18 protein-coding genes are annotated in these 23,086 nt (G+C 63.8%); 2 read left to right on the forward strand and 16 right to left on the reverse strand.

The genetic code is table 11. The features are described from left to right. The 15 genes from P0D71_RS22610 to P0D71_RS22680 all read right to left on the reverse strand — a co-directional run. The coding region (locus P0D71_RS22610) for an electron transfer flavoprotein subunit alpha/FixB family protein (RefSeq protein ID WP_408482204.1) at positions 1-932 on the reverse strand (932 nt) is incomplete at its 3' end. A gap of 10 nt (positions 933-942) precedes the next feature. Continuing rightward, positions 943-1,692 carry an electron transfer flavoprotein subunit beta/FixA family protein gene (locus P0D71_RS22615; RefSeq protein WP_091804525.1) on the reverse strand — a complete coding sequence of 250 codons (750 nt, stop codon included), beginning with the start codon at positions 1,690-1,692 and terminating at the stop codon, positions 943-945. A gap of 40 nt (positions 1,693-1,732) precedes the next feature. Continuing rightward, positions 1,733-2,893: a CaiB/BaiF CoA transferase family protein gene (locus tag P0D71_RS22620; protein ID WP_408482206.1), complete on the reverse strand. Its 1,161-nt coding sequence runs from the start codon at positions 2,891-2,893 to the stop codon at positions 1,733-1,735. Between the two features lie 206 nt (positions 2,894-3,099). Beyond that, on the reverse strand, positions 3,100-4,668 hold the full coding sequence (locus P0D71_RS22625; protein WP_408482208.1) for an AMP-binding protein: 1,569 nt from the start codon (positions 4,666-4,668) through the stop codon (positions 3,100-3,102). Between the two features lie 130 nt (positions 4,669-4,798). Then, positions 4,799-6,157: an MFS transporter gene (locus P0D71_RS22630; protein WP_408482210.1), complete on the reverse strand. Its 1,359-nt coding sequence runs from the start codon at positions 6,155-6,157 to the stop codon at positions 4,799-4,801. A 343-nt stretch (positions 6,158-6,500) separates the two neighbouring features. Further along, the gene (locus P0D71_RS22635) at positions 6,501-8,057 is read right to left on the reverse strand and encodes an acyl-CoA synthetase (protein WP_408482211.1); all 1,557 of its coding nucleotides are present in this window, start codon (positions 8,055-8,057) and stop codon (positions 6,501-6,503) included. A gap of 89 nt (positions 8,058-8,146) precedes the next feature. Continuing rightward, positions 8,147-9,232 (reverse strand): NAD(P)H-dependent flavin oxidoreductase, encoded by a 1,086-nt coding sequence (locus P0D71_RS22640; RefSeq protein ID WP_408482213.1) that lies wholly within the window; start codon positions 9,230-9,232, stop codon positions 8,147-8,149. Then, positions 9,225-10,019 carry a crotonase/enoyl-CoA hydratase family protein gene (locus P0D71_RS22645; RefSeq protein WP_408482215.1) on the reverse strand — a complete coding sequence of 265 codons (795 nt, stop codon included), beginning with the start codon at positions 10,017-10,019 and terminating at the stop codon, positions 9,225-9,227. Before P0D71_RS22645 ends, P0D71_RS22640 begins: the two co-directional genes overlap by 8 nt. A gap of 87 nt (positions 10,020-10,106) precedes the next feature. Next, the gene (locus P0D71_RS22650; RefSeq protein WP_408482217.1) at positions 10,107-11,105 is read right to left on the reverse strand and encodes an acyl-CoA dehydrogenase family protein; all 999 of its coding nucleotides are present in this window, start codon (positions 11,103-11,105) and stop codon (positions 10,107-10,109) included. Positions 11,106-11,131: 26 nt separating this feature from the next. Continuing rightward, positions 11,132-12,289, reverse strand: coding sequence for an acyl-CoA dehydrogenase family protein (locus P0D71_RS22655; RefSeq protein WP_408482219.1), 1,158 nt, complete (start codon positions 12,287-12,289; stop codon positions 11,132-11,134). A 48-nt stretch (positions 12,290-12,337) separates the two neighbouring features. After that, positions 12,338-13,906 carry an acyl-CoA synthetase gene (locus P0D71_RS22660; RefSeq protein ID WP_408482221.1) on the reverse strand — a complete coding sequence of 523 codons (1,569 nt, stop codon included), beginning with the start codon at positions 13,904-13,906 and terminating at the stop codon, positions 12,338-12,340. A gap of 36 nt (positions 13,907-13,942) precedes the next feature. Continuing rightward, entirely contained in the window at positions 13,943-14,878 is a 936-nt protein-coding gene (locus tag P0D71_RS22665) for an SDR family oxidoreductase (RefSeq protein WP_408482222.1), read from the reverse strand. A 75-nt stretch (positions 14,879-14,953) separates the two neighbouring features. Then, a complete protein-coding gene (locus P0D71_RS22670; RefSeq protein WP_408183771.1) occupies positions 14,954-16,141 on the reverse strand; it encodes a lipid-transfer protein in 1,188 nt (395 codons plus the stop codon). 26 nt (positions 16,142-16,167) lie between these two features. After that, positions 16,168-17,307 (reverse strand): acyl-CoA dehydrogenase family protein, encoded by a 1,140-nt coding sequence (locus P0D71_RS22675; protein ID WP_408482224.1) that lies wholly within the window; start codon positions 17,305-17,307, stop codon positions 16,168-16,170. 154 nt (positions 17,308-17,461) lie between these two features. After that, complete coding sequence (locus tag P0D71_RS22680) at positions 17,462-20,206, reverse strand: winged helix-turn-helix domain-containing protein (protein WP_408482225.1); 2,745 nt, start codon at positions 20,204-20,206, stop codon at positions 17,462-17,464. Positions 20,207-20,536: 330 nt separating this feature from the next. Here P0D71_RS22680 and P0D71_RS22685 point away from each other — a divergent pair, with 330 nt between their 5' ends. Then, positions 20,537-21,556, forward strand: a complete 1,020-nt coding sequence (locus P0D71_RS22685; RefSeq protein ID WP_408482226.1) for an SGNH/GDSL hydrolase family protein — start codon at positions 20,537-20,539, stop codon at positions 21,554-21,556. 214 nt (positions 21,557-21,770) lie between these two features. Further along, the gene (locus P0D71_RS22690) at positions 21,771-22,442 is read left to right on the forward strand and encodes a hypothetical protein (protein WP_408482227.1); all 672 of its coding nucleotides are present in this window, start codon (positions 21,771-21,773) and stop codon (positions 22,440-22,442) included. Between the two features lie 16 nt (positions 22,443-22,458). On the opposite strand, the gene P0D71_RS22695 is transcribed toward P0D71_RS22690, so the two are convergent. After that, the gene (locus tag P0D71_RS22695; protein WP_177205130.1) at positions 22,459-23,034 is read right to left on the reverse strand and encodes a cytochrome b; all 576 of its coding nucleotides are present in this window, start codon (positions 23,032-23,034) and stop codon (positions 22,459-22,461) included. Between the last annotated feature and the right edge of the window lie 52 nt (positions 23,035-23,086).

Genomic DNA, 23,086 nt, shown 5'->3' on the forward strand with positions numbered 1-23,086 from the left:
ACCAGTTGCGGCACGGCATCGAACAGATCGGCTTCCAGGCCGTAATCGGCAATGCTGAAGATCGGCGCCTCCGGATCCTTGTTGATCGCGACAATGACCTTCGAATCTTTCATGCCCGCCAGATGCTGAATCGCCCCCGAGATTCCGCACGCCACATACAGTTGCGGCGCAACGATCTTGCCGGTCTGGCCCACTTGCCAGTCGTTCGGCGCAAATCCCGCGTCCACCGCCGCGCGGCTCGCCCCCAGCGCGGCACCGAGCTTGTCGGCGAGCGGTGTGAGGACTTCGTTGAATCGATCGCTGCTGCCAAGCGCACGCCCGCCGCTCACGACGATCTGTGCACCGGCAAGTTCGGGCCGGTCACTTTTCGCGACCACGCGTTCGACGAAGGTGGACAAACCACTGTCCGCAACCGCGTCGACCGTTTCAATGTGCGCCGCGCCGCTTTCGACCGGCACGGCATCGAATCCCGTCACGCGCACGGTCAGCACCTTCACCGGGTCGCTGCTTTGCACCGTCACCAGCGCATTGCCCGCGTAGATGGGACGCTGGAACGTGTCCGGACTCACCACCCGAACGATATCCGAGACCTGCGCCACGTCGAGCAGCGCCGCGACGCGCGGCGCGACGTTCTTGCCAGCGCTAGTGGACGGAAACAGGATATGGCCGTAACCCTCGGCGAGCGCGACAACCTGGGCCGCGATATTTTCGGCGAGACCGTCGCCGAGATGCGGCGCATCTGCGTGGAGCACGCGCGTCACGCCTGTGATCGCAGCGGCGGCTTTTGCCGCACCGGTTGCTTCATGCCCGGCTACGAGCACATGAACCTCGGCGCCGCATTGCAGGGCGGCCGCAACCGTGTTCAGCGTGGCGGTCCTGATCGAAACCTGGTCGTGTTCAGCCACGACCAGCACTTGATTGGATGCAGTCATGTCGATTCCCTCAGATGACTTTCGCTTCGTTCTTGAGCTTCGCGACCAGCGCCGCGACATCGGGCACCTTCACGCCCGCACTGCGCGCGGCCGGCTCCGTCGTGCTGAGCGCCTTCAGACGCGGCGCGACATCCACGCCGAGTTGTTCCGGCGTGACGACATCGAGCGGCTTTTTCTTCGCCTTCATGATGTTGGGCAGCGTCGCATAGCGCGGTTCGTTCAGGCGCAAGTCGCTCGTAACCACCGCCGGCAGCTTGAGCCGCAACGTCTCGAGCCCCCCATCGATTTCGCGCGTCACCGTCGCGCAATCGTTCGACACCTCCACCCGGCTTGCAAATGTAGCCTGCGGAAAACCAGCGAGCGCCGCCAGCATCTGCCCGGTCTGGTTGCAGTCGTTATCGATCGCCTGTTTGCCGAGGATCACCAGCTGCGGTTGCTCCTTGTCGACCAGCGCCTTCAGCAGCTTGGCGACGGCGAGCGGCTGCAACTCTGCATCCGTCTCGACCAGAATGCCGCGATCGGCGCCGATCGCCATCGCCGTGCGCAAAGTCTCCTGAGAGGCGCCCGTGCCGCACGACACCGCGATCACTTCGCTGACCACGCCTTTTTCCCGCAGACGCACCGCTTCTTCGACGGCGATTTCATCGAACGGATTGATGCTCATCTTGACGTTCGCCAACTCGACGCCAGAGCCGTCCGACTTGACTCGAACCTTGACGTTGAAGTCCACCACGCGTTTCACCGCGACCAGTACTTTCATCTTTTGTCTCCAAACCCAACTTGTCTTTTCTGATGGCGCTTTACGCTTCAAGCCGGTAGCCCAAGCCGTGATCGCGCATGCGTGCAACAGCAGCTTCGTCGAAGCCCCAATCGCGCAATGCGGCGAGCCCATGTTCGCCGCGCTGCGGGGCCGGCTGCGCGATCTTCGAAGGCGTCGCGGAAAAGCGCGGCGCAGGCGCCGGCTGCACGACACCCGCTACCTCGACGAAGCTGCCGCGAGCACGGTGTTGCGGATGCGCCGGCGCTTCCGAGAAGCTCAACACCGGCGCAACACATGCATCGCTGCCTTCGAACACCGCACACCATTCGTCACGCGTGCGCGTGAGAAAGGCCGCTGTGAAGCGTTCGCGCAGCACGGGCCAGCCGCTGCGATCGTGCTGTGCCGGCAGGCCCGCTTGCGCGAGGCCGAGCTTCGAAAGAAGCTCCGCGTAAAAGCGCGCTTCGACCGCGCCAACCGCCATGTAGCCGCCGTCTTTCGTGCGATAACTGTCGTACCAGGGCGTGCCGCCATCCAGCAGATTGCTGGCGCGCTCTTCCCGCCAGTTACCCGAGGCGAGCAGACCCCAGATCACCGAGCCCAACTGCGCCGCGCCTTCGATCATCGCGGCGTCGACGACCTGGCCTTCGCCGCCGCGCTGCACGTTGAACAATGCCGCCACCACACCCAACGCCAGCAGCATGCCGCCACCGCCGTAGTCGCCCACGAGGTTCAACGGCGGCACGGGCGGCTCACCGGCGCGGCCAATACCCGACAACACGCCGGACAGTGCGATGTAGTTCAGATCGTGGCCTGCCCGCTCGGCGAGTGGCCCGGTTTGCCCCCACCCCGTCATGCGCCCGTACACGAGCCGGGGATTGCGAGCCAAAGCGGCTTGCGGTCCAAGCCCGAGACGCTCCATCGTGCCGGGGCGAAACCCTTCGATCACGACGTCGGCGCGCGACATCAGATCCAGCGCGGCCTCGACCGCCTGCGGCTGCTTCAGATCGAGCGTGACCGAGCGACGGCCGCGCCCTGTGACGTCCGCACGCTTGCCGTTGGTCTTCGGACCCAGATCGGCAGGTGGAAGCGGCCGGTCGATACGCAAGACATCTGCGCCCATATCGGCCAACAACATGGCGCCGAAGGGCCCCGGACCGATCGCCTCGAATTCCAGCACGCGAATACCGCTCAAAACACCCATCGTCCCTCCACTCTGCGTTTTGCATGACGGTGCGCCGCGCGCACCGTTATTGGTTGGCACCCACCGTTGAAGTCGGCCCTGCCTGAGTAGAAGTAAGCCAGAATGCGCGCAAACCGGCACCACCCCGGTCGGGTAGCAGGGCGGATCAATCTAACGGCCACTGATACAGCGCGGGCTCTTTTTGACAGAACGCTGAACCGCTGTCGCTAGCTGACCTGACGATCCTGACCCACCCAGTACTTTGCGCGAATGGCTTTCTTGTCGACCTTGCCGATCGCCGTCAGAGGCAAAGCAGTTTCGAAGAATAGAGTCTTCGGCGCCGACACAACGCCCTTGCGCGCAGCAACGAACTCGATCAACGCGCTTGCGCTCACCGTCGCCTGTGGTTTCAGCACGACCACGGCGGTCACCGCTTCGCCCCACTTCGGGTCGGGCACGCCAATCACGGCAGACATGGCCACCGCCGGATGGAGCGCGAGACAGCTCTCCACTTCGCTGGAATAGACGTTGAAACCGCCGGAAATAATCATGTCCTTGGCCCGGTCGACCAGATACACATAGCCCTCGGCATCCCTACGTGCCATGTCGCCCGTGTGCAGCCAGCCACCCGCGAAGGCTTTATCGGTTTCGTCAGGCCGGTTCAGGTAACCCGACATGACCAGCGATCCACGCACGCAAAGCTCGCCGACCTCGCCGGCCGGCACTTCCGCGTGATCGGCGTCGAGCAGTTTGACTTCGTTGCCGGGGAGTACACGGCCACAAGAAGCCAGCAGATGCGGCCTCGCAGGATCGTGCTCGTCCGAGCGCAGATAGCTCACCGTCATGGGGGCTTCCACCTGACCATAAATCTGCCCAAAGATCTGACCGAACTTCTGCAGTCCCTCCTCCAGACGCGCAGGCGTGATAGGAGACGCCCCGTACCAGAGGCGTTGCAGACTTGCCAGGTTGTAGTCGCCGAGGACCGGCGATTCGAGCAGCCCGTAGATCTGGCTGGGCACAAGAAACGTGCAATTAATGCCGTGGGTCTGAATAGTCTCGAGGAATCGCTCCGGGTGGTACTTGTCCATAAAGAAGACCGTGCCGCCGCGTAGAAAGGTGGGCAGGATGAACGCGCCCGCTGCGTGGGAGATCGGCGTTGCCGCGAGGAAACGAGGCTGCGCCGGCCATTCCCAGCACGCCAGTTGCTGCAGTGTCATCGTTACGATTGCGCGATGCCGTTGAAGCACGCCCTTGGATTGCCCAGTTGTGCCTCCGGTATAGGAGATCTTGGCAATGTCGTCGGGCTGGGCGTCATATTCCGCTTCGGAAGGATCCATGCTGGCCGAGGCCACCTGGATATCTGTGCCAAACGCAGACGGGCCCAGCGTGAGCACGTGCTCGACGATACCGAGGCGTGCCAACGCGGCCCCGCGCCCGGCATAGCGGGCGGTGTCCACTACCAGCGCTTTCATTCCACTATCGCGCAGCACATACGCATGATCGTCCTCAGAGCCAAGTGGATGCAACGGGATAAGACGCAGTCCGAACAGTTGCGCGGCGATCAGCACGACCACCGCATCAGGACTGTTGCCTGACAATAGCCCGATGCCATCCTGGGGGCGAACTCCGATGGACTCGAAATACGCCACCATACGCTTGCAACGGCACGCAAGCTCTTCATAACTTAGCCGCAAGCCATCACCGACAAGGGCTTCGCGCGACGCAAAGGCCTTAAAGGCTGAACGGTACAGCGCGCCTACCGTGGCGCCTTCGTGGGGCGCAATCTTGCTGGGCATTTCAACGTCCTTTTTGCTGTAGTGCTCGGGCACACGGGTGCTGACCGGTGCCCGGGATCGTTGCGCTGCCTCGCGCGAGGCAGCTTATACAATCGATCCACGCCTGAGCGCGCGACGGTTCACGCGAGGTTCACGCGAGGTTCGACGGGTATTCGACCGGTGCGGAGCCGTCGGTTGCGGAACGTTTCAGCCACAGCGCCACCGCCTGGATCAGCAGTGGAATCGCCAGCAGCGAAAACACCGTGCTCACGTCGAGGTTGAATTTCAGCATCAACCCACCTGCAACCGGACCCAACATACCGCCGAACCGGCCCATGCCGGTCATCCACGACACGCCGGTCGCGCGGCCGCTGGTTGGATAGAACGACGCAGCCAAAGCCGCCATCGACATCACCGCGCCATTCACGCACACGCCGGCAGCAAACGTACTGACCGCGAGAAGCATGAGACTGCCCTTTTGCTCGCCGAGTAGCCAGATGGCCAGCGCCCCGCCGGCAACGGCAATCGCCACGACGCTGTTCTTCTCGAAGCGCCCCATCAACCACCCCAGGCAAAGGGTGCCTGCCATACCGCCTAGCGAGAACAGCCCGGTAATGAAGGAAGCCTGACTGGTGGTAACGCCGCTGCCCCGCAGCAACAGCGGCATCCAGCCGTTCAACAGGTAATACACAAACGCAGCACAGAAGTAGGCGCACCACAGCATCAGCGTACCGAACCGGAAACCGCGCGACAAAATCACTGACACGCCCTGCTTTCCCCGGGTTTCCACGTCCTCTGAAATCACGAAGTGAGCCCCGTCGAAAGATGTATCGGGGGCGATGCGTCGCAGCACAGCTGCCACGCGCTCTGACGGCAAGCCTCGCGATACCATGAATCGCAGCGGCTCGGATAGCACGAATATCGACACTACGGCGAGGACGAGCGGTACCACGCCGCCGACGACAAAAATGCTCGCCCAGCCAAACGCGGGGACCAGGACCGCCGCAATCAGTCCACACGCCGCCGCGCCCAGCATGACGCCACAATTCACAAAATTGACGAGAAGCGGACCGCGGCGAGTTGGGGTGTATTCGTACACAACCGTTAAAGCCACCGGCATCGCCGCCCCCAACCCCAAGCCGGTGATGAAGCGCAGCGCCGCGAGTGCGGCAACGCTGCCGGCCAACGCGGTCAGGATGCTCCCGATTGCGGACGTCATCATCATGATGATCAACACCCGTTTAGGGCTGCTCCAGTCTGACAGCGCCCCCCCGAGCAGCGCGCCAGCCGTCATTCCCAGCACGCCAGCACTCATTGCAGTGCCCAATTGGGCTTTCGTGATATGCCATTCGCCAATGAGTGATGGCGCCGCATAGCCGATGGCAGCAATGTCATACGCGTCGACTGTGAGAATCAGAAAACACAACGCGATGACGAGCCATTGATAGTGCGAGAAGCTTCGGTTGTCGATGAACTGCTTTACGTCTATTGTCTGCGATGGCAAATGCATGCCTGTCTCCTATTCTTACCGGTCCGCAACATTCACGGAGTTATAGAAATATCGTCATTCATGGCACGCGGAATGAGTGAACTGCCAACCTCATCCACTGCCCCTGGGAACATCAAGCAGGTAATTCGATTCCGCCTGGAAGGTTTGTCGCACCCGCAGATCCACGCCCGTCGCTCCGCTTGCCATGTCCATCAGCGTCATTGCCAGAGCGACTTCCTCACAGATTTGTCTCCTTTTGTATTAGTTATACTTATTTAAAAAATAACAACTCAATCCATTCGGTATGGGTAGTACTGGTGTCCTCAACCACATCGAACGCCATGACGCGCGATGGCGAGGCTGGTCAATTAATGTTGCGTTGCCTGCAGGCCCAGTACGGCGCACGGATGTCCCGCTTCAGAACCTTGCCGGCAGCCGACAACGGCAGTTGCTCCCGGAACTCGACGGTCTTCGGGCACTTATAGGCGGCGATGAACAGGCGGCAATGTCCGCGAATATCGTCTTCGCTAAGCGTCTCGCCAGGCTTGCAGACCACCACGGCATGCACGGCCTCGCCCCACGTGTCGTGCGGAATTCCGATGACCGCGCAGGCGGCGACCGCGGGATGCCGCGCGATCACGCTCTCCACTTCGGCGGAGTAAACGTTCTCGCCACCGCTGACGATCATGTCCTTGATGCGGTCCACGATGTAGAGATAACCCTGCGCGTCCATGTACGCGCCGTCGCCGGTGTGCAGCCAGCCGTCGCGAACGGCCTGCGCGGTCTCCTCGGGCTTCTTCCAGTAGCCGGCCATGACGTTCGGCCCGCGCACGACGATCTCGCCGACCGTGCCGCGCGGCACTTCCTCGCCGTCGCTATCGACCACCTTCACCATCAGTCCCGGCAAGCCGCGACCGATCGAGCGGTACAGGCCGCTTTTGCGGCCCGCTTCATCGTGGTTGGAAGGTGAGTTCGCCGAAATGCTCGGACACGCCTCGGTCATTCCGTACGAATGCGCGAGCTGCAGACCAGGCAGGGCTTCGATCAGCCGGTCCAATAGCGTTTCCGGGATCGGCGACGCACCGTAGGTGAGGCGCTTCAGGCTGGTCAGATCGGTGCGGGCAAAGTCGGGATGATTGAGCACCGTCTGGATCATGGTCGGCACGAGCAGTGTGTCGCTTACGCGCTCCTCGCCGATCGCCTTGAGCACCTCGCCCGCGTCGAAGGCCGGAATGACGACATGCGCCTCGCCGGCGATGAACTGCACGAGCGCGCGTCCGAGTCCGGCGACATGGAAGAACGGCGCCGCATGCAGAACCGCGCTGTCGGGCAAGGGCGCGGACTCGGCAATTCGCATGATGCACGACGACCAGACGTTCAGATGCGTCTGCATCACGCCCTTCGGAAAACCGGTCGTGCCGCCGGTGTACATGATGCACGCGAGATCGGCGCCACCACGGCCGGCGTCAGGCATCGGCGCAGCGGCCGCGATCAACGCGTCGACCGAGAGCATGCCGGGCGGCGCCGCGCCGTCGCCGGCATGAATCAGGATCGGCGCGGTCCGGGCGAGCGCGCACACTTCCGGCGCGATATCGGCGAAGTGGTCGTCGACGATCAGGATGCGCGTGTCGCAATCGTTCAGCGAATAGGCGATCTCCGCCACGCTCCAACGAATGTTGACCGGGTTCAGCACGCCACCGCCCCACCACACGCCCATTACGTATTCGAGGTAGCGGTCGGAATTGAGCGCGAGCATGGCGACGCGATCATCCGCTGTCATGCCGATTCCACGCAACGCGGCCGCCAGACGCGCGGCCCGATCCGCGAACTCGCGAAACGTCCGCCGACGTCCCTTGAACGAAATCGCCACCCGGTCCGGGTTCTGCTGAAGCGAGCGATGCAGGCCCTGGGTCAGATACATGCTGGTCTCCTTGGCTGTGTATGAGCGTTTAAGGCCGCCGTGCTGCGAACCTCACCGGATCTTGCGCACGCACGCGAGGCAAGAGCGGTTCAAGCCACGGACATGGACGCGGGACACGAGCGCGCGTCCGCGCCGACAACGCGCTGCGCGAACGCGTGCGCTGCCTGCGCCGCGTCGCCGATCAATTGCTCGACGATCTGCGCGGCCGGAACAATCGCGTCCGCGAAGCCGCCTGCCGGTCCGAGCGATACGATGCCGGCCTCCACGTCGCCGTCCTGATAGACGCGTTGCCGCGTCCGCGACGACAGGATCAGATCGCCAAAGTCGCTGTGCCGGCGAGCACCCGCGGCTTCGAGCCGCTGGACCTCACGCGCGGCCTCGTTGTCCAGCACGCGCCAGGTGTCGCCGAGCGATGCGAGGATCGCGGTCGAGCAATGCGCGTCGGCGGCGACAATGCGCTGCTTCAACGCATCGTGTGCGGCGATTTCCGAGGCGACCATGAAGCGGCTGCCCATCACCACGCCGTCGGCGCCTAGCGCAAGCGCGGCGGCAATCTGACGACCGTTGCCGATACCGCCGCCGATCACGAGCGGAACATGAATCTTCTCTAGCGCATAAGCCCCGTTCACGAATGCGGAAAGCTGATTGGCGCCGGGATGGCCGCCTTCTTCAAGGCCCACCAATGCGAGTGCATCCACACCGAGGCGCTGCGCGCTCACTGCATGGCGCACGCTCGGGCATTTGTGGATCAACACACCGCCGCCCCTTCGAATCGGCTCTACCAGTTGCTCGGGCGACGCGCCCGCGCTTTCAAAGTGACGCACGCCTTCTTCGAGCGCGATCCTGATCCAGTCGGCGACGTCGCGATTCAGTGCGGCGCGGCGCGACAACGTCAGATTCACGCCGAAGGGCCGGCCCTCGGTCAACGTTCTGCAACGGCGCACATCGCTGCGCAATGCATCCGCACTGCTGAACGAGCGCGCGGTGATAAAGCCCATCGCACCCGCGTTCACCACCGCCGCGACAATGCCCGACTGGCCGAGGTAATGCATGCCGCCGAGCAGGATCGGATGGCGAATGCCGAAGCAATCGGTAATGCGTGTGCGAAAGCGCTGCGTGGTTGCCGGCTCGCGAGCGCCGTCGCATGCCAGACGATCGGCGGTCGCTCTATCCATTGAACGACGGCGACCGTTTCTCGATGAACGCCGCAACCGCCTCGCGATGGTCTGCCGTTTGATGCGAGAGCGCCTGATAAGCCGCCGACATTTCCAGTAGCGTATCCAGCCGGCAATGCATGCCTTCGCGCAGTAAGCGCTTGGCCAGCCGCACTGCGTGAGGCGGATTGGCGGCGATCGAACGCGCGAGGCCTTGCGCGACGGTGAGGAGTTCGCCGTGCGGCACGACGCGGGACACCAGATTCCATTCGAGCGCCTGTTGCGCGTTGATCATCTGGCCCGTGAAGGTCAACTCCGCGGCGCGCGACAAACCGATGATGCGCGGCAGCAGCCACGCGCCGCCGTCGCCGGGAATGATGCCGAGCTTGACGAAGCTCTCGGCGAATTTTGCAAGCTCGGACGCAATGCGGATATCGCACATGCAGGCAAGGTCGAGTCCCGCGCCGATCGCCGCGCCATTCACGGCGGCAATGACCGGCACCTCCAGATTGAACAACGCCAGCGGAAGTTGCTGAATACCGCGCCGGTAGTCCTGGCGAATCTCCATGCCGGGCAGCGTGCCCGACGCATGCCGTTCCATGTCGTGGATATTGCCGCCCGACGAGAACGCCGTGCCGGCGCCCGTCAGGATGACGGCCCGCACGGAACGGTCGGCTTCGATGCGCGCGATCGCCGTCAGAAACTCCTCCACCGCTGTGTTGCCGGTGAGCGGATTGCGTCGTTCCGGTTCGTTCATCGTCAACGTGACGATGTGTCCGTCCTGTTCGTACTTCAGAAATTGGCTCATAGGATGTCTAATCGTCTCCGCTGCTGTATAGGTTTTCCGCTGACGCCGGAGCGGCGTGAGCAGATGCGCTCTCTGCCATTCGCCTCTTCATGCGGCGGCGCATGGCGCGGTTCGCGCGAAGTCCGCGAACGTGCCGTGCTCCTGCGCGAGCACCGCGTTCCCCACCATGCGATTCCAGAATGCCTCCGAGCCGTCCGCCATGCGCCATTCATGCAGCCTGCGCGTATAGAGCTGGAGATCGTATTCGGCGGTGACGCCGATTGCGCCATGCAACGCATGCGCCGTCGACGCCACCAGCGGCACCGCCATGCTCGTGCGCGCTTTGGCGATCGCTGTCGCGAGCCGCTCGGGCACGGCGCCCGCGCCTGAGAACGCCAGTTCGGATGCCATCCCGGCCGACGCCACGTGCTGGGCCATCACGCTCAACTGATGCTGCACCGCCTGAAATTTGCCAATCGACTTGCCGAATTGCGAGCGATCGTTGCAGTACTGCAGCGTCATGGCGAACACGCGATCCATCGCGCCGGCGATAGCGGCCGCATGGATCGCAGCACTGAACCGCAGCACCTCTTCGCCGTTCGCGCCGAGCGGCGCGGGCACGGCATCGATGCCCCAACTCAGCGTGCCGCTAAAGCTGCCGTGCACGCCGCAGGGTTTGCGTTCGGCTCGCGCGGCGTCGAGCAGCAGCAAATCACCGTCGACATTGGCCAGTACGTGGTCACAGGTCATGCCGAACGGCACCTGAGGCGCCTCCAACGCGCCATTCTCGCGACGGCGGCAAGCGCCCGCGAGCGTCGTCATGCCGGCAGGCGCCGCGACTCCGGTGCCGCGCAGGAGCGCACGCGCCGCGATGCTCTGTGCGAGCGGCACGGGGACCGCATAGTGCCCAAGGGCCGTGAAAACCGGCGCGCTTGCCGGCAACGACAGTCCGGCGCCGCCGTCGCTTTCCGGCGTCAGCAACTCCAGAAAGCCGGCCTCCTCCACTGCGTTCCAGATAGACGCGGGCGTGCCGCCGTTCTCGATTGCGCGGATCGCTTCGGGTGTGGCGCGGTCGCGCAGAATAGCTTCAATGGCTTCGGTGAACATGCAGGTCTCTTCCTCGTCCAGATGGGTTAGCGCAAACCAAGACCGCGCGCGATCATGCCGCGCAGCACTTCGCGCGTGCCGCCGCGCAGCGAGAAGGTCGGCGAGATCTGGCTGAGGTAGGCCACCGTGCGATACAACTCGGGATCGATGGTCTGGGCAGGGTCCGCGCTGATCGCCGCTTCCAGTTGCGCGGGAATGGCCTGTTCGAACTCGGTGCCGATGTCCTTGACGAGCGCAGCCTCGACCACCGGGCTTTCGCCATGCGCGAGTCTCGCGGTCACCGCGATCGACAGGCAGCGCAGCGTGGCCAGTTGCGTTGCGAAGCCGCCGAGCAAGGCGAGGTCGGCGTCGTTCGCGCCGTGGCGGCGCAGTTGCGCGCGCCAGCAGTCGAGCAGCACCACGCTCGAATAAAGCCGCTCGGGGCCGCTGCGTTCGAAAGCCAGTTCGGCTGTGACCTGCTGCCAGCCGGCGCCTTCGTCGCCGATCAACGCGTCGTCGGCTAGGAATACGTTGTCGAACGTCACTTCGGAGAAGTGGGCGTCGCCAGTGAGATCCACGATCGGCCGCACGTCGACGCCGGACAGCGACAGATCGACGATGAACTGCGACAGCCCCTTCTGCCGATCCTCCGGCACGCCCGACGATCGCACCAGCGCGATCATGTACTGGCAATGCTGCGCGTTGGTCGTCCAGATCTTGCGCCCGGTCAGACGCCAGCCGCCGTCGCAGCGCACCGCACGGGTTCGCACGCTCGCGAGATCGGAACCCGAGTCGGGCTCGCTCATGCCGATGCAGAAGAACGCGCTCGCGGCACAGATGCGCGGCAGGTAGAAGTCCTTCTGCGCCTCGGTGCCGTAACGCAGAATCAACGGCCCGCTTTGACGGTCGGCGATCCAGTGTGCCGCGACCGGTGCACCCGCGGCCAGCAGTTCCTCGACCAGCACGAAGCGACGAAACGCGTCCATGCCCGCGCCGCCGTAACTCGCCGGCAGGGTCAACCCGATCCAGCCGCGCGCCGCGAGACGTCGGCTGAACTCCGCGTCGAAGCCCATCCAGGAACGGGCACGAACATCGTCCGGCGCCGCTGGCAGGTGCTCGTCAAGAAAGTGCTTCACGTCCGCACGGAACGCTTCGGCCGCGGCGGGCAGCGCCGTCAGGTGGAAAGCATCCAACAGGTTGTTCACGTCTCACTCCAGATTTTTGTAGTCGCCTCGCCGCTGCGCGTCTGCGGGTTATGAATCCGCACGCTCCGCTCGTGCGTCATAGCGCTCACGCAGTGCCTGCTTGTACAGCTTGCCGGTAGGCAGGCGCGGCATCGCGTCGATGAAATCGATCGAGCGCGGCACCATGTAGCGCGCCACTCGCGTGCGCAGGTAAGCCAATAGCCGTTCCGCGAGCGCGTCCGACGGCACCACGCCGGGCATCGGTTCGACAATCGCTTTGACCTGCTCGCCCATCTCGGCGTCGGGCACGCCGATCACCGCCGCATCCTGCACATCGGGATGCACGGCCAGCGCGTCTTCGATCGCTTGCGGATAGATGTTGACTCCGCCGGAGATGATCATGAACGCCTTGCGATCGGTCAGATACAGATAGCCGTCGCTATCCACATGACCTATGTCGCCGACCGCCGTCCACGCCGGATAGCGGGGATGTTGTGCGGCACGGGTCTTGTCGGGATCGTTGTGGTAGTGGAACGGCAACTGGTCCCGCTCGAAATAAACGGTGCCGGTTTCGCCGACCGGCAACTCGTTGCCGTCGTCATCGCAGATATGAATGACGCCGAGCAGCGGGCGGCCCACCGAACCGGGATGCGCGAGCCACTCCTCGGTGCTGAGCGTGGTCACGCCATTGCCCTCAGTCGACGAGTAATACTCCTCGATGATCGGCCCCCACCAGTCGATCATCTGCCGCTTGACCTCCTGTGGGCACGGTGCGGCCGCATGAATCGCCACCCGGTGGCTCGACAGGTCGAATGCATCGCGCAGCGAGGAGCCGAGCTTGAGCAGGCGGATCAGCATGGTCGGCACCCACTGGCTGTGCGTGACGCGATAGCGCTCGATCGCCCGCAGCGCTTCGAGCGGATCGAACTTCTCCATGAAGACCACGGTGCCGCCGCCGAACTGCGTCTCGATTCCGTAGCCGAGCGGCGCGGTGTGATAGAGCGGCGCCGGCGACAGATACACCGTTTGCGCGTCAAAACCATAGCGCTCGAACTGCGGGCGGCGCGCGGAACCGGAACCTTCGGTCACGCGGCCCTGAGGCTGCGCGCGAATAATGCCCTTCGGACGGCCGGTCGTGCCCGAGCTATAGATCATCATGGCGCCCAGCCATTCGTCGTCAAGACGACTGGCGGGATAGCGGCCGGTCATGGCTTCATAGCTTTCCCAGCCGGCAATGGTGCCGTCGACCATCAGCCGCAGACGGCACGTCGGCATCATGCTGGTCAGTCCGGCCGCGAGCTCGCGCATTGCATACGAACTGACCACCACTTGCGCGTTGCTGTCCTCGATGATGCCGGCTGCTTCCGCCGCGGTCAGGTAGCGGTTGACCGGCGTGATCATCAAGCCGGAACGCAGCGCCGCCCAACACACCTCGAAGCAGCGCATGTTGTTCTCGAGCACCATCGCGATATGGTCGCCGCGCCGCAGCCCCGCTGCGTACAGACACTGCGCGAAGCGATTCGAACGCTCGTCGAGTTCGCGATAGGTCAACACCTCGCCGCTCGTGCTGTTGATCGCGGCGGCCTTATCCGGTGTCAGTTCGGCATGGTCGCCGAGGTATTTCGGGGTTCCGCTCATGCAGACTCTCCTGCGATGCGTGAAGGTTTCGGGCGCTTACGCTACCGTCTCCGGAATTTCGCCGGAGGTCAGCGCATTCGGCGCGGCCTGCTCCACCAACCCCGGTATCAAAGCACCGAGTTCCGCCACATCCCAACGCCCGTCCTTCTCGATGCGCGGGCCGGCATGCCAGCCCTCGGCCACCGTGATACGGCCACCGCGCACGCCAAACACACGCCCGGTGATACCGCTCGACGCACTGCTGCCCAGCCATGCCACGAGGGGCGCGACATTGCCGGCATCCAGCGGATCGAAGCCCGGTGCGGCGCCCGCGGTGAATTCGTCGCGCCGCTTCGCGAAGATGTCCTCAGTGAGCCGGCTCATTGCGGTCGGATAGATCGCATTCACGGTCACACCATAGCGCTCCAGTTCGCGAGCCGCAATCACCGACATGGCGGCGATACCGGCCTTTGCCGCGCCATAGTTGGCCTGGCCAGGATTGCAGTACAGACCCGACGACGAACTGGTGTTGATGAGCCGCGCCACCCGCTCGCGACCCGCCTTGGCCTCCTCGCGCCAATATGCGGCGGCGTGGCGTGACGGCGCAAAAGTGCCGCGCATGTGCACGCGAATCACCGAGTCCCAGTCTTCCTCGCTCATGTTGACCAGCGTGCGATCGCGCAGAATGCCCGCGTTGTTGACCAGCACGTCGAGTCCGCCGAAAACGGAAATGGCCGTGTCGATCATGTTCTTCGCGCCCTGCCAGTCGGCCACGTCGTCGAAGTTCGCGACAGCTTCGCCGCCGAGCGCTTCGATTTCGGCGACCACATCAAGCGCGGGGCCGCTCGCCGCGCCCGAACCATCTCCCTTGCCGCCGAGATCGTTGACGACGACTTTCGCCCCCTGACGGGCGAACTCCAGAGCGTATTCACGTCCGAGGCCTCGACCGGCGCCGGTGACGACTACAACGCGATTCTTGCAAAGCTGCTGCATGGGAAATCCTCAGTGCTGTTTGCTATCCAGACGTTTGCGCAGGAAACGACTTGCCGCCGGCCTGCGCTCACGCGTTCAGTGCTTGCCGTACAGCGTCACGACACACGCGCCGCCCAGGCCCAGGTTGTGTTGAAGCGCGAGCTTCGCGCCTTGCACCTGGCGCTGGTCGGCGGTGCCGCGCAACTGGTGGGTCAACTCATAACACTGCGCGAGGCCGGTCGCGCCCAACGGATGCCCCTTGGAAAGCAGGCCGCCTGACGGATTGACCACCACCTTGCCGCCGTACGTGTTGTCACCGTCGTTGACGAACTTCTCGGCGCCGCCTTCCGGGCAGAACCCAAGCGATTCGTAGCAGATGACTTCGTTGTGCGCGAAACAGTCGTGCAGTTCGCACACGTCGATGTCTTCCGGTCCGATACCGGCCTGTTCGTAGACCTTGTTCGCGGCCGAACGCGTCATGTGCGTGCCGACGTAGTTCAGCATCGACGGCGGATCGAACGAAGCCGGCGGATCCGTCGTGAGGGATTGCGCAACGATCTGCACACCCGTGCGCAAGCCATGCTTCTTCGCAAACTTCTCGGAGACGAGGATCGCCGCCGCGCCGCCGCATGTCGGCGGGCAGGCCATCAGACGCGTCATCACGCCGGGTATCAGCACCGTGTCGTTCATCACGTCTTCGGTCGTCACCTGTTTGCGGAACAGTGCGAGCGGGTTGTTGGCCGCGTGGCGGCTCGCCTTCGCGCGCACCGCGGCGAAGGTTTCCATGCGCGTGCCGTAACGCTGCATATGCTCGCGGCCCGCGCCGCCGAATGTGCGCAGCGCCTGCGGAAGATGCGCGAGGTCGGCGGTGAGGCCGTGCATGATCGGCACGAAACGCGCACGCGTCACCGGCCGGTCGTCCCAGTGCGATTTCAATGCACCGGCCTGCATCTGCTCGAAGCCGAGCGCGAGCACGCAGTCGGCGTCGCCGGTCGCGATTGCCTGGCGCGCGAGATAAAGCGCGGTCGAACCCGTCGAGCAATTGTTATTGACGTTGACGATCGGAATGCCCGTCATGCCCACTTCGTACAGCGCGGTCTGGCCGCACGTGGAGTCCCCGTAGACGTAGCCCGCGAATGCCTGCTCTACGAGGTCGTACGCAATGCCCGCATCGGCCAGGGCGCGGCGGGTCGCTTCAGCGCCCATTTCGGTGTAGCTCTGGCTCGCGCCGGGCTTGGCGAACTGGATCATGCCGACGCCCGCCACCAGTACTTTTTCGCTCATGATGCTGCCTCAAAAGGTAAGGAGACTTAAAGCTTGCGCGAGATCAGATCCCGCAGAACCTCGCTGGTCCCGCCGAAAATGCGCGTGACGCGCATGTCGGCAAAGGCACGGGCAATCGGATACTCCAGCATGTAGCCGTAACCGCCATGCAACTGGACCATTTCGTCGATGCACTTCCACATCGCTTCGGTCGCGAAGAGCTTGGCGATGGCCGCTTCCTGCAGCGTGAGCTTGCGCTCCATGTGTTCGCGGATGTAGTAATCGACCAGCGTGCGGACCGCGACGGCTTGCGCCTTCACATCGGCCAGCTTGAATTTGGTGTTCTGGAAGTCCCACACGGTTTGATTGAAAGCGCGACGGTCCTTCACGTATTGCAACGTCAGTTCGAGTTGCCGCTCCAGCTTCGCGGCGCAATACACCGCGATGATCAGGCGCTCTTGCGGCAACTCTTCCATCAGGTGAATGAAGCCGCCGTTCTCGTTACCGATCAGGTTGCTTGCCGGTACGCGCACGTTGTCGAAAAAGAGTTCGGCAGTGTCAGCCGCGGCCTGCCCGACTTTCTCGAGCTTGCGGCCACGGCGAAAACCGGCACGGTCGGTTTCGACCATGATCAGGCTCACGCCCTTCGCACCCGCCGACGGGTCGGTCTTGCAGACCACGACCACCATGTCGCAGTTCAGGCCGTTGGAGATGAAAGTCTTGCTGCCGTTGATCACGTAGTCGTCGCCATCGCGCACCGCGGTCGTACGGATCGACTTCAGATCAGAGCCCGTGCCGGGCTCGGTCATCGCGATGGCGAGAATCTTTTCGCCGCGGCAAATGGGCGGCAACCAGTTGCGTTTCTGCTCTTCGGTGCCGAGGCGCACGATGTACGGCGCGGTGATATCGGAGTGCACGGAATAGCTGAAACCCGACACGCCGGCACGATGCAGCTCTTCCGCGACGATCGCCGAATGACCGAAATCTCCGCCGCCACCGCCGTATTCTTCCGGGACGGTCACACACAGCAGACCTTCCCGCCCCGCCTTCAACCACGTCTCGCGATCGACACAGCCGGCCTCGTCCCACTTCGCCTGACGCGGCAGGCATTCACGTTCGAAGAAACGCCGCGCGGTTTCACGCAGCATCTCGTGATCCTCGCGATAGACATTACGTTTGACTTCCACCGCACGCTCCTTATCGATTGAATGCGTTGGCAGCGCTGACCGGGTTTGTCGGTCGGCTGCTTCCATAAACGCATTGTGCGTGGCGGGGGTGGGGAGCGAGCCTACCCCCGTAGAGTGGGGGTAGGCAGATGGAGGACTGCGGGTGAGACGGCGGTTATCGCGCGCCCGCGTCGCGCATCCTGGCGACGGCGCCGTCGCGGCCCGACACTTCGAGCTTTCTGTAGATGTTCTTCAGGTGCCACTTCACCGTATCGAGCGAAACGTCCATGACCCGCGCAATCTTCTTGTTGGGCAGCGCGAGTGCAAGCAGACCCAGGACCTCGTTTTCGCGTTCGCTGAGCGACTGGATCGGCACGTGCATCGCAGCCGTCTGTGGCGCGGCTGGCGCCGTTGCCTGCCCGGCGTCGATCAGCCGTTGGGCATAGAAAGCGAGAACGGGATCGAAGCCCTGTTCCGACGGCAGCGGGTCGAGAATCTGCCGGCAGGGTCCAAGCTCGTCCAGCAGGCTGCGCATCAGCCCCAGCCGGTGCCCGAGACGCAGCGCCTCGACCAGATGCTCACGCGCCGCTCTCTCGTTGTGGCGCCCCGTCTCGGCAATCGACATCTGCAACCGCAGCCCGGCTACACGGCACCACCGCCCTCCCGCTTCGGACAACGCGCTGAGGGGCTTGAGCCGATTCATCGCGCCGTCGAAATCGTTCAGATGCAGGCACATGCGAATGCGCGCAAGATCGGCGCAGACGCTGATTTCCCATGCCGTGCTGCGTGCCGCGCCGGCATAACGCGCCGCGAGCGCTTCGCAGCGCAGCAGCGCCGCCTCGGCCTCATCGAGACTGCCTTCTTCCAGCAGCCAGCGCGAGCGCAAACAGAGTGCGTTGGCGAGGAGACGATCCACACCATGACGCTTCGCGTAGTCTTCGAGTCGATCGAGATAGTCGCGCGCCTCGAGCCGACGGCCCGCGAACCAGTGCGCGCCGGCGAGCACCACCAGCGCCCGCAACACGGTGTCCGGAATCGACACACGCTCTAGCACGTCGATGCGTTCGTCCAACAGACCGAGTGCGGCATCGACATCGTTCAGTTCGTAGAGCGCTTCGCCAAGCAGCGCCGCGGCCATACACGCAATGCCGACGTAGGCCGGCCCCTGTTTCTCCGCTTCCGCCAGCACGTCGCAAAAGACCCGCTCGGCGAGCAGCACCTGCCCCTCGGCGGCGTGCGTCATACCGCTCATGCACCGGCCAAGCAGGATGCCGCGCGGCGCGCCGCCATGCGGCGCACCCTCCTCCAGCACCTTGCGCGCCTGTTCATATTCGCCGCGATGGATGAACATCCACGAGAGGATATTGCCGCGACCCGCACGGGTGAAATCGTCCGCGTCCGCGGGGACGCGCTGCAGTTCAGGCAATAGCGCGACGACCGAATCCGTGTCGTCGCGCTGTAGCGCGAGGCCACCGCGAAGCAGCGCGAGCGCGTAGCGCTGACGCGGGTCCGGCCGTTCGCTGCGCGACGCTATCTGCTGGATGCTCTGCATGAGCGCATCGGTTTCCCCCGCATACATTTGCAGATAGGCGGTGATCACGCGCAGATCGAAACGCGCCGTGATCTGCGCCGGAGGCAACCGGCGCACCAGGCCCGCCAGCTGCCGGAGTTCGCCGCGCGCGAGCAGATCGTGCGCGCAGCCCTCCACGAGGTCGGCGGCAGCCTGTGCGTTGTCGGCCAGCACGGCATGATGCACGGCTTCGTCGACATAACCTTGCTCACTGAGCCACTGCCAGGCCGCCGCATGCAGTTCGCGCAGTTCCGCGGCCGGCAGCCCGGCGACCCGGCGCTGCAGCACCTCGCGCAGCAGAGGATGCAGGCGATACCAGGTTTCGCCGTTCTGCCCGACACCAATCTGGCTGATGAACAGATTGTCGCCCTCCAGGCGACTGAGTCGGGAGGCGACGTCTGCAACCGCGTCTGCATGCTGCATCAAGCTCGCGCAAAGGCGTGCGCAAAATCGTTCGCACAACGCCGCGCGAGTGAGCAGAAGCAGATCGTCCGGCGCGAGGCGCACCAGCACTTCGCGTTCGAAGTAGCGCGCGAACGTCTCGGCGTCGCGCACCGTTGCAGGCGCGAAGGCCGCGCCTTTGCGGGTCTTCAGGTCGATCGCGAACAATTGCAGGCCCGCCGCCCAGCCGTCGGTCAGTTCATGCACGACCTGCGCGTCCCGTTTTGCGATGTCGCCGAGTTGCTCGCGCAAGAACCGCTCTGATTCTTCGGCCGAAAAGCGCAGATCCCGTCGATCGAGTTCGGTCGCGAGACCCTGCGAGCGCAGGCGCGCCAGCGAAACGGGCAACGCCCGCCGCGAAGCCAGTACGACATGAAGCTGTGGTGGCGCGTAATCGAGCAGCCAGCGCATCGCTTCGAGAATGCGGGCGTTCTGAAGGTAATGAACGTCGTCGAGCATCAGCACCAGCTCGCGCTTGCGGCGTGCAATCCCGCGAACGAGCGTGATCACCCAATGCTCGACTGCCGTCTCGTCGCTTTCACGGCCGACCAGCAGTTCCGCTTCGCGCGCGATCGCCGGATCCACGCTGGCAAGGCTCGCGAGCAGACCGTGAAAGAACGCGGTCAGGTCGTCGTCCTCAGGCGCGAGCGACAGCCAGGCCACGTCGAAATCCAGCGTCAGCATGGCTTGCCGCAGGGCCAGCATCGTGCTGGTTTTGGCGCTGCCGGCCGGCCCCTGAATCACCACGCAACGCTGCCGCCGCGCTTCGAGCAGGCGCGCCATCAAGGCTTCGCGCGGCATGAGCTGGCGCGCCGCCCGAGGCGGAATCAATCTCGTACCGGTGACGGGCTCGATAGCGAGTCTGGGGGAGACGCGCACGTCTCCTGAGTGTTCATTGGATTCGGACATACGGAGAAAGCTGAGAGACCGGATAACGTGAGAGAAGTCTCGCGACGCGTACCGTCACGCCGGAACGCGCTTTGCCGAGTATAGGAGTGCGACGCCACCCGTCGGGCAATTTAGCGCCCACCTACCCGATTCGGGTGGGTAAAAGGCGCAGGGAGGGTTCGGCTCTACGGAAGCCGTGGGTCACTTGTGCCGCGCTCAGTGAGCCAGCCACCCGCCGCCGCAGGCGCAATAGCGCATGCTTCTTGCTTCGGCAGTGTGCTTGTCGGGAAGGCGACGCGCGATCATCCCGCAACGTGGCCGCACCTCCCCGCCAGTTCAGGGAGAGTCGTTATGCGAGGAATGAATGACACGGTACGCGCTGCAATTTTTGCCGTCGCGGTCTCACTGCTTTCGGCGTGCGGTGGGCACGACGGCAGTTCGAATAATGGCAGCACGGCGACGCCGGCAGGCGGCGTCCATCTGCAAATTGTCTCGTTCGGAGACAGCCTTTCGGATGTCGGAACCTACGCGCCAATCGCCGGCGCGGTTGGCGGAGGGCGTTTCACGACCAATCCCGGACAGGTGTGGACTCAGAATATCGCGCAATACTACGGCGACACGCTAAATGTCGCGTACACCATCGACATCACGCATAAGCTCAGCGCGCAAGGCGGCCTCGGCTATGCGGAGGGTGGCGCCACGGTGGCGACGCCGGCAAACCAGTCAGATTTTCTGACCAGCGTGATCGGCAACATCGAAATGCCGGTGAATCAGCAGGTTTCGAGCTATCTGGCCGCTCACGGGAATTTCAACTCGAATCAACTGGTGCTCGTCTGGGCGGGCGCGAACGATGTGCTCCGCGCCGGGGCGCTGCCAGCGGCTGCGCAGACGATCAACACGGCGGCTGCGACCCTCGCTCAGGTTGTCGGTCAGATCGTCCAGAACGGCGCCACACATGTCGTGGTGGTCAATGTGCCGAACATCGGACTGTCGCCGCACGGCATCGCCTCGTCCGATGGCGGGGCTAACTTGACCCAGTTATCGCAGCTGTTCAACAGCAGCCTGAACGCCGCGTTGCAGACCGATGGCCTGCAGGGCAAGGTCATCCAGATCGATTCCTATACCTGGCTGAACGGAATCATGGCGAATTTTCAGGCCAACGGCTTCGCCGTGTCGAACACCGGCGTTGCTTGCGACCCCAAGAAAACGCCCGACGACACGGCACTGCTGTGCTCGCCGCCAACCTACGTGAGCGCCAACGCGGACCAGACGTACATGTTCGCCGACGACCTTCATCCGACCACGCACCTGCACGCGCTATTTGCGCAGTACGTGGAGCACCAGATCGCCAGTACCGGTCTGGGTCATTGACGCAGCGCCCGGAAGCTGTCGATCTGATGAGCGCGGAGAAGGCCGCCGCGCAGCCCTTTTCGCCGATGCCTGGGGGAAGCCGCTGGCCGCGAGAGACCGTTCCCGGCCAATGTGCCAAAGCGGCCCGGCCGAATCGTTACAATGGCCAGATGACTTCCCCTAACAGCATCAAGTGCCGGACATACTGACTTCCCATTTCTGGAGTGGCGACGCCATGCGCAGTCGACGCGTGAGCGACATCGTGCTCTCAGGCTCGCTCGACGTACCTGTCCCACCTGTACGCCTGCTTGCGGATTGGGAACGGGAAATAGCGTCGCACATGGTCCTCGAACCCGGAGACGTGGAAGCCATGCCTCTCGCGCGGGCGCGGATGCGCTGGCCCGACTATTCGCGCTGCGTGCAGGCCGTGTCCGACTGGACCTCCGCGCTAGGAATGCCGGCGGTACTTGCCGCCAGCGACGTCGCCCTGATGGTCTGCCGCGGCGCGCGGTATCACCATGACGCCGAACAATATGGCAGTGCGGCCTTCTGCAATCTCTTCATGAGTGAGGACAAGGGGCTGGACCTGCATTTCCCGTCTTTGGGCCGGCGCATTCCTCTCTCGCGAGGAACGGTCGTGATATTCGACACGGGCCAGCCACATGGCGTCATTCAGCGCCACAGCAGCGGTTTTGATGCAGCCGAGTTCGCGCCTGACCGGGATTGCATCCAGATCTTCCTGACCTGGGAGCTCCCCATCGAAAATACCCATGTGGCGCATGCACTGGGTGTCACCTTCGACACGGCCCCTTCGACCTCATTGCACCTGGATGCGGAACAAATCCGGGTGAACGGCGAACAGGCCATTGTGTGCCCCGATTCCGGCCGCTGGTGCCGGGCTGACTGATCGTCGGGGCCAGACCTCAGCGGTTTCGCGGCGAATTATTCGACGGCCCCGCCTGGGGCAGCATGCGTTGGAGTACGTGGTCTTTCAGAACAACGCGATGGAACACCGCCGCGGCCACATGCAGCGCAATCAGCGCGAACAGCACCCATGCGAGAACGCCGTGCACATCACCCATTTCGTGGCCAAAAGCCGAGCCCTGTTCGCTGAGTGCCGGATATGGCACAAGGCCCAGCAAACTGACTGTCCAGCCGCGTGAAGACGCGTTGATCCAGCCAAGCAGCGGCACCACCACCAGCGCAGCGTAAAGCAGAAAATGCGTGATGCGCGAGACGACGCTCAATAGCGGCGGCAACTCGTCCGGCGTCGGCCAGTGAGTCAAACGCCAGATCACTCTAATCACCATGACGGCGATCAGCGCCGAGCCGACGCCGAGATGCCAGGCAATCAGGCCAACGGGCTGTGTGTCCTTGTGTATGTCCGGCATCGTCCAGCCGATCACGAACTGCACCGCGATCAACAGGACAGTTAGCCAATGTAGCGTGCGTGCGACTGCGTCATAGGCCGGACGCGTACCTTGCAGAACTTTAGCCACTCCCTCTCCTCGATGTTTCCCGTACCGCATTGAATTGATAAAACGCGTGGCC

Origin of the sequence: Paraburkholderia sp. RL17-383-BIF-A (assembly GCF_046028015.1) — a bacterium.
Lineage (GTDB): Bacteria > Pseudomonadota > Gammaproteobacteria > Burkholderiales > Burkholderiaceae > Paraburkholderia.